The 12770-nt window shown below is 57.8% G+C and carries 10 protein-coding genes and 1 pseudogene; 4 read left to right on the forward strand and 7 right to left on the reverse strand.

From position 1 onward, the window contains the following. Positions 1-7: 7 nt before the first annotated feature. Both ACZ5Q2_RS08075 and ACZ5Q2_RS08080 read right to left on the reverse strand, forming a co-directional pair. A complete protein-coding gene (locus ACZ5Q2_RS08075) occupies positions 8-2506 on the reverse strand; it encodes an Ig-like domain-containing protein (protein WP_432210253.1) in 2499 nt (832 codons plus the stop codon). 197 nt (positions 2507-2703) lie between these two features. Then, on the reverse strand, positions 2704-3402 hold the full coding sequence (locus ACZ5Q2_RS08080) for a Crp/Fnr family transcriptional regulator (protein WP_058091901.1): 699 nt from the start codon (positions 3400-3402) through the stop codon (positions 2704-2706). Between the two features lie 395 nt (positions 3403-3797). Here ACZ5Q2_RS08080 and ACZ5Q2_RS08085 point away from each other — a divergent pair, with 395 nt between their 5' ends. Continuing rightward, on the forward strand, positions 3798-4721 hold the full coding sequence (locus ACZ5Q2_RS08085; RefSeq protein WP_432210252.1) for an AEC family transporter: 924 nt from the start codon (positions 3798-3800) through the stop codon (positions 4719-4721). On the opposite strand, the gene ACZ5Q2_RS08090 is transcribed toward ACZ5Q2_RS08085, so the two are convergent. The 5 genes from ACZ5Q2_RS08090 to ACZ5Q2_RS08110 form a co-directional block, all read right to left on the reverse strand. Continuing rightward, the gene (locus ACZ5Q2_RS08090; RefSeq protein WP_432210251.1) at positions 4684-5343 is read right to left on the reverse strand and encodes a cation diffusion facilitator family transporter; all 660 of its coding nucleotides are present in this window, start codon (positions 5341-5343) and stop codon (positions 4684-4686) included. The genes ACZ5Q2_RS08085 and ACZ5Q2_RS08090 overlap by 38 nt on opposite strands. Positions 5344-5418: 75 nt before the next feature. Beyond that, positions 5419-5868 carry a Cd(II)/Pb(II)-responsive transcriptional regulator gene (gene cadR / locus ACZ5Q2_RS08095; protein WP_432210250.1) on the reverse strand — a complete coding sequence of 150 codons (450 nt, stop codon included), beginning with the start codon at positions 5866-5868 and terminating at the stop codon, positions 5419-5421. A 206-nt stretch (positions 5869-6074) separates the two neighbouring features. Continuing rightward, positions 6075-7400 carry an IS1182 family transposase gene (locus tag ACZ5Q2_RS08100; RefSeq protein WP_230716015.1) on the reverse strand — a complete coding sequence of 442 codons (1326 nt, stop codon included), beginning with the start codon at positions 7398-7400 and terminating at the stop codon, positions 6075-6077. 67 nt (positions 7401-7467) lie between these two features. After that, positions 7468-8808, reverse strand: a complete 1341-nt coding sequence (locus ACZ5Q2_RS08105; protein ID WP_432210249.1) for an ATP-binding protein — start codon at positions 8806-8808, stop codon at positions 7468-7470. Beyond that, complete coding sequence (locus ACZ5Q2_RS08110; protein WP_374787472.1) at positions 8792-9460, reverse strand: response regulator transcription factor; 669 nt, start codon at positions 9458-9460, stop codon at positions 8792-8794. Before ACZ5Q2_RS08110 ends, ACZ5Q2_RS08105 begins: the two co-directional genes overlap by 17 nt. 205 nt (positions 9461-9665) lie before the next feature. Here ACZ5Q2_RS08110 and ACZ5Q2_RS08115 point away from each other — a divergent pair, with 205 nt between their 5' ends. The 3 genes and pseudogenes from ACZ5Q2_RS08115 (at position 9666) to ACZ5Q2_RS08125 (ending at position 12740) form a co-directional block, all read left to right on the forward strand. Beyond that, on the forward strand, positions 9666-10214 hold the full coding sequence (locus tag ACZ5Q2_RS08115; RefSeq protein WP_374787473.1) for a cupredoxin domain-containing protein: 549 nt from the start codon (positions 9666-9668) through the stop codon (positions 10212-10214). 13 nt (positions 10215-10227) lie between these two features. Then, positions 10228-12006 (forward strand): annotated as a pseudogene (locus ACZ5Q2_RS08120) (copper resistance system multicopper oxidase). Next, positions 12003-12740, forward strand: coding sequence for a copper resistance protein B (locus ACZ5Q2_RS08125; protein ID WP_374813573.1), 738 nt, complete (start codon positions 12003-12005; stop codon positions 12738-12740). Before ACZ5Q2_RS08120 ends, ACZ5Q2_RS08125 begins: the two are co-directional and overlap by 4 nt. Positions 12741-12770 lie beyond the last annotated feature (30 nt).

Consider the following 12770-nt stretch of genomic DNA (forward strand, 5'->3'; position numbering starts at 1 on the left):
TAACGGGTCACAGACGAACGTCGATAAATTCTTCGATAACGGTGAGTTCAGACGGGGTGCTGAAGAAATCCGCCACCTGCATCTGCATTTCAAAGTGGACTTCTTCTCCGTTTGGCAGCGCCACGGTGGCATCGGGTTCATCGCTGCGAGGGTCGTCTACCAGGGTGTCTGGCAGCAGCGGCGAGGAATGCGCGCCGAAGCGGAAAGGCACGGCAATTTGCAGGCCCTGTGGCGTGGTGCCGTCGGCTTGGGTTGAGGGAGTTACCTTGCCGTTGTCCAGGTTGCCCTGGCGGACAAACTCCAGCCCCATGGCGTTAGCCAGCGGGGTGCTGCCGGCAAGCGGTGCGTTCTGGCCCACCGAGGGTGGCAACACCAGGTCAGACGGGCTGGCCTCGGTGCCATCATTGCCGACTATCTGCGAGAGATATACCGGACGGGCGAAACTCTCTCCATTGGCATCCACCGGGTTGGCGATGGCCTGTGCGTGATTGAGCGGGTCCACCGAATCAATGGCGGCCTGCACCACCGCAAAGAATCGGAAGTAGTCCTCGGTGCCCGGAAACACGCCGGATTCCGCCAAGCCTGAAGCCAGTTGTGGCCCGATGGTGTCAGAGGCCGCCAGGGTTTCCATGATGCCGCCTGTGGGGGTCAGCATGGCAACGGAACGAATGTCCGGGTCCTGGGCCAGGAAGGGTGCGGCAACGATGTTGCCCACGGAATGGCCGAGGAAGTGGAGTTCGTTGAAGTTGACGTGATTGAACAGATTGATGTTAAAGCGGCTGGCATTGCAGGTTTTCAGCAAACCCGCCTCGCCGAACAGGGCGTCGGCCATACCGCACTGGCTCATCTGGCCACTGCGAATGTAATGGGCAAGCGAAACCAGATCCAGGCCGCCCTGGCGCAAGGTGTCGCGCTGGGTGAGTGGTTGTGACGGGTTCAGGAAGTGCGCGCCGGAGCCGTCGATGATGCCATCGGAAGTATCGTCGTCACCGCCAACGAGGTCCAGATAATAGGTGCGCTCAATTTTCAGGGGAATGATGTCCCTTGCGGCGTTCAGCGATGAGTTATAGAGCTGGTCGTTCAGGTTGGCCGCGTGCAGGGCCAACCGGCTGTCGTCGGTCGGTAACTGGTTGCGCACCAGTCCGTGCAGGGGCATGTCGATGGCAATCACTGCGAATCCTTTCCGGGCAAGCTCGGAGGCAATGGCCAGGGCATTGGTTCTGTCCTGCTGGATGGCGTGTTGGAAAATCACCAGGGGATAACCACCCGCAGGGCGCGCGGGCACCCCGGACGCGCTCGGGTCTGGCACGGCAAGTACCACGGGAACGGTGTTCCAGGTTGTCAGTTGGGGCATCTGGGCCTCACCACCGTTGCTGAGGCCGCGGGCATCGTCCGAGTTGCAGCTTCCGGCTTCACAGGTCCACTTGGTTGAAAGTACAACCTCGTCCGTCGCCGGGCTGTTGCCCCAGATATCCACGTTATCAGGTGTTGCGATAAACGATGGCAGCTGGATAGTTCCCGGGTAGATGATGGCTTTGTCGCCCGGAGCCTTCGGAGCATCCTGGCCTAGTAGCGAGCCGATGGTCAGAAAACAGATGGCCGTCTGGCAGGTTGTGCTGCCATTGCCGGGCATCGAAAGCTGGTTGTTCTTGATGGCCTGGGCGGCTGCCAGGAAGGTGTCGTCCTGTTGCTGCGTGGTCACACCCCAGCCCAGCAACAGATCATCCCGGCTCAGGCCGAAACGGCTGTCCTCCACCAACGGTGCGATGGCCGGGTTGGTGGTGCACTGCAACAGGGCTGGGTCGGAGCGGTCCGGGCTGTCGCACTGGTCCAGCAGGTTAGTGCCTTTGGCAATGGACCATTGCAACGGGCTGCCAACCAACGCGCCGTCAGGGTCCAGCACGCCTTTGGTAATGACGGCGGTATAGCTGGTGCCTTTGTCCAGGGCGCGGGTGGGAATGATCAGCAGCTCACGGGCGCCTGCGTTGTACTGCACGCGGTACTCGGTGCCCGGTTGCAGCTCGCGGTCGACGGCGGTGGGTTGAACCCGCTCCGGGTAGGTTTTGGCGGCCGTGGTCATCCGGAACACGCGAACGGTATTGCCTGCCTGCAGGCTGGCGGCATCTACATCACCGGTGAAGGTGACGCGCCAGGGTGCGATGGTGGAGAAACCATCCAGCTCGTTCAGGCCCTGGACCAGTGCCGCGGAAGAGGCCTCCGGGTTTGCTACCGGGGCGTTGATGGTGCCGTCTTTTGGGGCATTGGCATCTGCCTCAAACAGCAGATTGGTGGGAAACGGCAGAACCTGGTTGGCTGGGTCGAAGGCCACGTTCACTGTGGAAAACGCGCGCCCATCCTGACCTTCGGAGCCGTTGCCGGCGCCTGTGGCATCGTTAGAGGTGGCTTCACCTCCTGTGCTCAGGCACCCGGCCAGCATGATGGCAATGGAACTTGCCAGTACTCCTTTTATCGAAGCAACCGGCAGACGACTTGACTGCAACTTCATTGTGCAACACCCCTGTTACGACTTTTCGTATTTGTTTACGGAACGGAACAGGATGTTACGTATGTGGCGGAGAGGTTTATTGGCCTGATCAGCAAAGGGCCGCGTCAGATTGGCATAATTTGCACGTTGACGGGTCTCAGGCCCTTGGAATGGCGGTCATTGGGCGATTTTGTGCGTGATGTCTCAAATTGGCCGGTTCAAGACTTCGCTGCGGTTTTCAGTCGGGAGAAAGTGGCGGGTACAACACCAAGCCATGAGGCAAGCTGGTTATCCGGTACCCGTTTGATCAACTCCGGGTACTCATCCACCAGCAGCGCGTAGCGCTCTTTGGCAGACATAGTGTGTTTGCGATATTCCCGCATGCTGGTGAGCTCTGCCATTTCCTCTGTGAGCACCAGGGCAAATCTGGCCCACAATCCGTCGCCGTGGCTCTGAATAGCTGACCGGAAAGCCGCGAAATCGGCAACCCAAACGGTGGCGGGCAGCACGCTGGTAAGGCACAGAGTATTGCGCACGGTGCGGCTGCGCCCGAACACTGGCCAGATCAGGTCGCCTTCGGTGAAGAAGTGATGAATGGCCACCTTGCCGGTCGGGGATTCCCTGAACAGTCGGAGGATGCCGTACTGGATGAGGTAAACGTTGGCCCAGGGGCGGTCGTGTTTTTCCAGTGGTGTTTCGGCGTCGATGCGTTTCTGGTGGAACAGGCGGGCCAGGTCGCTGAGGAACAGGGCTTCGGGGTTGTCCTGTTTTTCATTCAGGCAGATCCCGAACGCATGGCTCAGGCCATTTAACAAGGCCACTTCCGCCGGGGCGGTGTCGTAGCGGATGATGTCGTTGGTCTCATCCCCCAGCAAACAGGGTGCGGAGGCCATGGGTGGCCTGAAACTGCTGTTCATAATCTAACCTTCGCGACATTGGCGTAGGTCAATTATCCTACCATAAAACAAACATCCAAAATGACTTAAATTATTAAGGATATTTGACTGAATCGATAAGCTGTCAGATTTGGAGCAAGCCACAGGTGGGGATCCTCTACCCAAAGGTGTTTGCCCCTGACCACCTGCTCGGTCAGTTGGCCGCGATTATCCCGCTCGGCCATTGGTCTCTCTCCTTGGTTGTTTCAAATACCTGACTGCCCCACCAGGATATAGAGATGTATTCCTGATGTTGCTGGTGATTATCAAAGAACGCCCGGTGTTTCACTATTGCGCTGGGGAGTTACCTCCAGATGGGTAGGTGTTAGACTTCGCCGCCGTCCTGTCTGTAAACAATCTGCCCACCTGGAGTGTCGATGGCCGCTGCACTTGCCCTTTTCTTCAAGCTGATCCCGCTCTACGTCACGGTTGCGCTGGGGTGGATTGCCGGCCGTTATCTGGAGGCCAGTGGAAAACATATCGCCGGGATCATGCTTTACATCGTGACGCCGTCGGTAGTGTTCTCAGGAGTCATGGCTGCACCGCTGACGCCCGAGGTCATTCTGTTGCCCGCCCTGGTATTCGGTTTCTGCACCCTGATTGCCCTGATTCACCTGGCCATTGCCCGCAAACTACTGACCGACGGCAGTGCATCCGTTATCCCGTTATCGGTGGGTACCGGCAACACGGGTTACTTCGGTATTCCCGTGGCTTTGCTGTTGTTCGGAGAGCAGGGGCTGGCGCTCTATATCGTGTGCATGCTGGGCACCACGCTGTTCGAGAATTCGGTGGGCTTCTATCTGGCGGCAAGGGGCAAGTACAGCATTCGCGATGCCCTGGTGCGCGTGGCAAGACTGCCGTCGGTGTATGCGTTTGCGGCGGCAGTGGCATTGAATCTGTCAGGGGTGTCGATTCCGGAGACGTTTGTGCCGCTGTTCGATAATCTGCGCGGTGCCTACAGTGTTCTGGGCATGATGATTATCGGCATGGGCATAATGAGTTTCCGGGGCCTGGCCGGCAATCCGGTGTTCACCGGCCTGGCCTTCTTTGGCAAGTTCGTCAGCTGGCCGGCGCTGGCGCTGGCCTTCTGGTGGCTGGATGCCCAGGTGCTGGGCATTTACGACCTGGCGGTGCATCAGGCCATTTTACTGATTTCCATCACTCCGATTGCCGCCAACACGGTAGTGATTGCGACTTTACTGAATGCAGCCCCAAGACAGGCGGCCGGTACGACCCTGCTCAGTACGCTGTTCGCGCTCGGTTTTATTCCGGTGATGATTGCCTTGGTGTTCGGGGCGTAAGCCGGTTTGCTGCCCGGGCATTGGCGATGTCTGACCGGGCATGGCGAACCACGCTGATACCGGCAGTCAGTGCCAGGGTGCCCATAATGCCCGCTACAATCAGGTCCGGCCAGGCGGAGCCGGTGCCAAATACGCCCAGGGCTGCGCCCATCACCGCCAGATTGCCGATGGCATCGTTACGGCTGCAAAGCCAGACTGAGCGCATATCGGAATCACCCTCCCGGAACTTGAACAGCATCACCGCCACACCGACGTTGGCCGCCAGGGCCAGTAACCCGACAAGCCCCATGGTCAGTGGCTCCGGTGTAACGCCGCTCTGGAGCACCCAGATGGCACGGCCCCAGACCACCAGCCCAAAGGTAGCCATGGTTAATCCTTTGACCAAGGCCGCCCGCCCACGCCAGAGCATGCCCATACTCAGCACACTCAGGGAAAGCAGGTAGTTGGCGCTGTCGCCAAAGAAGTCGATGGCGTCCGCCATGAGTGCCACGGAGCCGGACTGAAGGCTTGCCAGGCCTTCCACGAAGAACATGGCGAGATTCACCCACAGGGCAATCCAGAGCGCTTTACGAAAGCCCGGAGCCGGGCCTTTGGGTTCTGGTACGGAACAACTGCATGCCATCAGAGACCTCCTTTGAATCAGGTTGTCTCTATTGAAAACCCTGAAGTTACTACAGGGTCAACTCTTCAGCTGAGATTATTTTCCATGGGTGCCGGGAACGTGGTTAGCATGGTGGTTATCTTCAAGTTGGCCGATTTCTGAGTTAAGACCATCCAGAATCCCGCATTCGCTGACGGTTCTCCCCCGAGAACAGGCCTTTTGCAGTCGTTCCAGTGTCTGCTCCAACCGGGCCAGTTCCGCGAGGCGCTCCCGTACATGGTTCAGGTGTCGGGCAAGCAGAGCATCTACCTCGCTGCAGTCCGCCTCGGGCTGGTTAGTAAGCTGGATCAGTTCCCGGATTTCGTCCTGGGTCATGTCCAGATTGCGGCAGCGTTTGATGAACAACAGTCGATCACGGTGATCAGACCGGTACTGGCGATAGCCACTGGCGTTGCGCTCAGGCGCTGGCATCAGGCCGATCTTTTCATAGTAGCGGATGGTTTCTACCGGCAGGCCTGTTGTCTTTGATAGTTTACCTATTTTCAATTTCAGCCCCCTAGGAGTCTGCGCGGCAGAAGTGTTTTGAGCAAGTGCCTCCGCCGCGCCGAATCACGGTTGTGCCCGAGAGTATAGGCGCAGTATCCAACCGGATAGAGTCACGATTTTCTGTCTAGGCAATCAAGACGGTTATAGGCAAGTTCACAACCGTAGCCCGACCACTCAGCACGGCCCAGCACGCCGCCTCAGATCGCCTATGTCAGCCTCATCAGCGAACTCATCCGCCTGAGGTTAAGCGACAGGCAGACCAGATCCCATTCGCCTTGCACGGCATTAAGCCCCCTCAGGCTGAACTGCCGGAAGCCCAGAATATGCTTGATCCAGCCATTAACCGCCTCAACCAGATACTTGCGCCGGGCGTAAACCGATCGCCCCGTCGCGGTGGCCAGCTTCTCGGCCATCCGTGACGTGGCGGGATAACCGCTCGCGTCTATCTCTGCGCTCTTTTTCCCTTCCCGACGCAGCGAGACATAACCGTCGATCCTTTTGTCCTCCAGGGACTGTAAGTCGTCTTCTTTACGGTAACCGGCATCGGCCAGGCATTGTTGCGGATAGGTTTTCAGGATGTCTTTCACGTCATCCAGTAGCGGTATCAGGCGACCCTGATCACTGGCATTGCTGCCCAGATGATTAGCGACAATCAGTTGGAATTCACCATCCACGGCCAACTGGCCGTTGTAGCATTGCTGGAACCCATCCGCCGTTTTCATAATCCGGCTTTGCGGGTCGGTAAAGTTGCTTTGATCTTTGTCGTCCGGCACCCCGTAATCTCGCTTGAAGTTCCGGCCACCGCGGGGTGGGCGGCGATCATCGTCCGGGTGCCGGCCTTTGGCTGTATCCCGCGCTTTCTGATCCGCTTCCAATTTCTCCTTGGCAGCGCGGATCTTGTCCAGTCGCGCCTGTCGGTACTGCAACTCCTCAGGTAGCTCATCACCCCGCTGATCCGGGCCGAACTGCCGATCTTCCGACTCATCCGTTCGACGGGCCTGACGACATAGCCCATCGATCTCTTTCGATAAACGATCTTCTTCCTCGCCCATGCGGCCATAGCTCATGGCCTTGTGCTTACTGGCATTAGCCCGAATCTTTGTGCCATCAATCGCCAGTGTTCCCAGCGTGATCAGCTCCGCCTCCCGGGCAATCCGTACGACTTGAATGAAGATGGCCTTGAAGGCGACCAGATGGTGTTTGCGGAAATCACAGATCGTGCGGTGCTTGGGAAAATTACCCGCAGCCAGAACCCGAAAGGCGACGTCTTCCTCCAACTTCCGGGCAATCTTGCGTGAGGAGAATACGCCGGTGGCGTAGGCGTAAATAAGAACCTTCAGCATCATCCGCGGATCGAACGGCGAGTTACGCCGACCGTTGCCTTCGTAGCGGGCGTAAAACGCACTCAAATCCAGCTCCTCGACAACATCACTGACAAAATAGGCCAGGTGGCCATCAGGCAGCCACTCGTTCAGGCTTGGGGGAAGGAGCAATTCCTGGTCGGGCGAGTACGGGCGGAAAGTGGTTCCCATCAGACGTCCTGTTGCCGAAAAATTTTCGGTTTATTATGCCAGAAACGAGCTTCTGCCGCGCAGACTCCTAGGATTTACGCGGCAGATCAACCTCAACGCGCAGGCCACCTTTTGCGCCATCGCTAAAGTTTATACGGCCACCATAGCGTTGTACGATATCCCGAACAATGGCCAGCCCCAAACCATGGCCGGGTGTTTGCTCATCCAGCCTGAGCCCCCGGCTGCCAAGGTGATCGAGATTTTCCGTAGCGACCCCCGGGCCATCATCAGTCACAATAATTCTCACGGAGTTGACGGGCTCATCGAGTGACAGTTCTATGCTGTGAGTGGCCCATTTACCGGCATTATCGAGCAGGTTGCCGAACACTTCGTTCAGGTCATGCTCTTCAACCGGCCAACGGTGTTCGTCTGTTAAATCCGTCGTCAGCTCAAACGATTTTTCAGGATACAAGCGGCCCAGCATCCACAACAAATCCCTGGCCTGCTTGACGGGTAATGCACTTTTTCCGACCTGCGGCCCGGCAAACTGACTCCGGCGCATCTCGGTTTCAAGCTGCTTGTCGATGTGGCTGAGCCGGCGCGCCATTTCGTCCCTTAAGGCTGTATCCAGGGGGCGGCTGTCGTCCTCAAGTATCTGACGGACCGCAGCAATGGGGGTTTTGACACTGTGGGAGAGGTTGGCCAGGGCGTCCCGGGAGCGCTCCAGGCGCTGATCCAGCGAATCTAACAGCTGGTTCAGTTGGTTTACCAGGGGCCGGAATTCTTCTGGCGCCCGAACATCAATGCGTGAAATGGTGCCACCCTGCAATTGTGTCAGCGCAGACTGCAGCGAGGCCACTGGCCTCAGGGCAAGGGCGATACCAACCCAGATGGCGGCAACCAGTAACAGAATGAGCAGAATCGATACGATGGCCGTCCATGCGTGTAACTCCGCCTGGCTGGACCTGAGCGCGTCCATGTCTTCTGACACGATGATGACATAGGGCACGCCATCAATCGTAATCTGTCGGCGATAAGCCAGAATGTCTGATGGTGCACCGGCGGCTCCGGAGCCCTGAACCCGGATGCTCCCTTGCTGCTCGGTCTCCAGAAGTGGTTCCAGCAAGGGGCGCCAGGACTCGGGAGAAATCGTGGTTATGGCGGGGGAATGAAGCGCGAACGCATGGTGGAAAACTTCCTCGAAATAGTCCCCGGTCTGCAGGGCGTCCAGTTGGCCACCGGACTGTCGCACCTGTAGTTCCAGGAAGGCAACTTCGTCGTGCAATCTGCCCTCTACGAAATCCCGCGACATGCGGTCCAGCAACAGGCCATGGACGACCCACGCCAGTGCCATTAACACAATGCCTGATGGTAACAGGAGCGTCAGCAGGGTGGTTCTGACGGACAGGGGTTTAGTGTTCGGCATCATTGAACAGATATCCCTGGCCCCGCCGGGTCGCAATGGTTTCAGCGCCCACCAGTTTCCTCAATCGGCGGATGTAGGCTTCGATGACGTTGTCACTCGGGTTGTCGTTAAGGCTGTAGAGTTGTTCCATGAGCTGGTCTTTGGAAAAGACATGCCCCGGGCGGTTCATCAGGCATCGGAGCAGGCGGAACTCGGTACCCGTGAGCGAGTGTTCGGTGCCATCCTGCATTTTCAGGCTCTGACGGTTTTCATCCAGCTCAAACCGGCCCGCTCTAACGGTAGAGGACACGCGCCCATCGCCGCGCCGGACGATTGCATTAAGGCGGGCGACCAGCTCTTCCGTCTGGAACGGCTTGGCCAGGTAGTCATCGGCACCTGCTTTAAGGCCGTCAACCTTATCTTGCCAATCGCCTCTGGCGGTCAGAATCAGCACTGGAAAATCGATGCGGTGAGCGCGCCATTGTTTGAGCACCGTCAAACCATTGCCATCTGGCAGGCCCAGATCCAGCACACACACGCGATAGCTCTCCTGCGAGCCGAGAATGCCAGCCTCTTTCGCTGTACTTGCGATATCGACACTGAAGCCTGATTTTTCAAGCTGACGTGAAAGGCCATCAGCCAATAAGCGGTCATCCTCTACTAGCAGTAATCTCATCTCACTCGCCTCGATTGCAGCGGTTCCTGTTGTACCCCAAAGCACTATGCCGCAGTAGCCTGAATTCAGCCTGAACAGCAATTAATCGGCTTTTTCAGAAAGAATTCAGGTTGGTGGGCCATGGTATCGCCTGTTCGCTCTGCACTTGAATGTTGCTCACTCCGGGCCTGCATTCCTCACCAGTCACAATACAGGAGACATTTCCATGAGAATAACAAAGTTCATCACTGCGGCGGCCGCCTTGTCACTTTCTGCTACCGCCTTTGGCGCCGGCGCCCATGGGCACAGCCACGGGCATGGACACGGCTCTGGCGCTGCCATTGGCGAACCGGCAAACGCTTCGGAAGCCACTCGCACCGTCACGGTGGCTATGTATGACAACTACTACGAGCCGGAAACCATCGACATTCAGAAAGGTGAGGTGGTGCGTTTCGTGGTGGAAAATCACGGCCAGTTGGTGCACGAGTTCAATATCGGAACGGCCGATATGCACGAAGCCCATCAGCAAGAAATGGCCATGATGGTGGAGCACGGGGTTATCCAGGGTGGAACCATCAACCACCAGATGATGGAAATGGATATGGGGGGCGGGCACTCCATGAAGCATGACGATCCGAACAGCGTACTGCTGGAGCCGGGCCAGAGCGGTGAACTGATCTGGCGTTTTTCCGGTGACACCACCCTGGAGTTCGCCTGCAACGTGCCCGGCCATTACCAGGCAGGCATGTACGGTGACGTAAGGTTCCAACAGTAACAGGAGTAGAACCATGACCAGACGTCTGATAGCGGTTACCCTGGCCCTGCTGTTGCCGGCCATCGGCGTGGCAGGGGAATATGACCTGACGGTTGACCGGGTCAAAATTGATACCGGCGATTTCGTCAAGGAAGGCATTGGCTACAACGGCAGCTCGCCCGGCCCGACCCTTCGATTCAAAGAGGGCGAGGACGTGGTGATCAACGTCACCAACAACCTGAAAGAGACAACCTCGATACACTGGCACGGCCTGATCCTGCCGTTTGAACAGGACGGTGTGCCTGGCATCAGCTTTCCCGGCATCAAGCCGGGTGAAACCTTTACCTACCGATTCCCGGTGGTGCAGGCGGGCACCTACTGGTACCACAGCCACTCCGGTTTCCAGGAACCGAATGGCGCCTACGGGGCCATCATCATAGAGCCCGAAGGTCGGGAGCCGTTCCGATATGACCGCGAGTACGTGGTGCAACTGACCGATAAACACCCGCATTCCGGTGATCGCATTATGCGGAACCTGAAGTCGTCGCCTGACTACTACAATCGCCAACAGCAAACGGTGATGGATTTCTTTACCGAATCCCGTGAGCAAGGCTTTATGGCAACCCTGCGTGATCGAATGATGTGGGGGCAGATGCGCATGATGAAAGCGGATATTGACGAAGTGCAGGGCTTCACCGGCCTGATCAATGGTAAGGGGCCGGAACAGAACTGGACGGGGCTGTTCAAGCCCGGTGAACGGGTGCGCCTGAGGTTTATCAATTCCTCTGCCATGACCTACTTTGACATCCGCATTCCGGGCTTGAAGATGACGGTGGTCCAGGCCGATGGTAATAACGTCCAGCCGGTGAATGTGGACGAGTTCCGGATTGGTGTGGCAGAAACCTACGATGTGATTGTGCACATCCGTGATGAGCAGGCCTAAACCATCTTCGCCGAGTCCATGGGCCGCTCCGGCTATGCCCGTGGCACGCTGGCACCCCGCGAGGGCATGGTGGCTGAAGTGCCGGAACTGCGCAAAGCGCCGATGCTGACCATGGCAGACATGCCTGGCCACATGGACCATGGCGATATGGACCACGGCTCGATGAATCATGGCGGTATGGACCATGGCAATATGAGCGATGGGGCGATGGATCACAGCAGCATGAATCATGGCAACATGAACCACGGCAACATGAATCACGGGAGCATGGATCACGGGTCCATGAACCACGACTCCATGAGTCAGGGTGGCATGGATCATTCGGCCCACGGTGCTGGCATGCCGGAAGCCCCCTTCTACGCAAGCGGCAGTGGCTTGCTGCCAACGGCCAGCAATGGCGGTAAGTTCCTGTCTTACTCCGATCTGCGGGCTCAAAGCCCGCTCTATGAGGAGCGTGAGCCGACCCGCGAAATTGAAATGCGCCTGACCGGAAATATGGAGCGCTTCGAGTGGAGCATCAATGGCGTGAAATACAAAGACGCCGACCCGGTCGTGCTGCAATACGGAGAGCGGGTCCGGTTCAAGTTTGTGAACGAAACCATGATGACACACCCGATGCACCTGCACGGCATGTGGTCGATCCTCGATGTCGGGGCCGGTAAGTGGAATCCGATCAAGCACGTGATCAGCGTGGCGCCGGCAACCACGGTGTATATGGAAACCGAGGTGGATGCACCGGGTGAGTGGGCGTTCCATTGCCATCTGTCCTATCACGCAGCGGCAGGCATGTTCCGCAAGATTGTGGTTGAGGGCGGTCCGGATGAAGAAGTCGCCTCTGGCGATGCACGGGCCAAGGGAGGTGACGTATGACAACGCGTAACCCATGGCTCGCCCGGATTTCTGCTTTGACGCTGATGGGGCCTGCCATCGTGTTGGCAGACGAGGCGATTGATGCGAACAGCGTTAACACGTTCTGGGGTGTCAGTGCTGAAAAATTCGAGTACCGCTACAGCGACTCTGATGAAAAACTGGCAGTGATTGAATCCGATGCCTGGTATGGCAGCGACGAACTGAAGTTTCGGTGGCAGTTCACGGGGGAGTGGGAGGAAGCCCACAACGCCTGGGAAACTCTGGAAAACCAGTTTCTGGCCCAGACACCGATCAGCGAGTTCTGGGACGCCAAGGCAGGTATTCGCATTGATACACCTGAGGGCCCGGACCGGGTTTACGGCGTGATTGGGCTGACCGGTCTGGCACCGTACTGGTTCGAGATCGATACCAACCTGTATGTCAGTGATGAGGGCGACGCCTCGGTGGATTTTCAGGCTGAGTACGAGCTGCTGATCACTAATTACTGGATTGTCTCTGCCACCTTCGAAACCTTGCTGGCGTTCTCGGAAGACCGGGAGATTGGCGTGGGTAAGGGTATAAACTCCACCGAGATGGGCTTGAGGCTGAGTTACGACCTGATCGACCGCTCTTTCTCACCATATGTGGGCGTGGTCCATGAGCGCAAATACGGCGACACAGCCGATCTCGCCCGCGCCAGCGGCGGGGGTACCGAGGACTGGTTTGCAGTCGTTGGGGCGAGACTGGCCTTCTGATCACCGTTTTAACGGGCTCCGGGAATTCCT

This window comes from Marinobacter alkaliphilus (assembly GCF_055394375.1).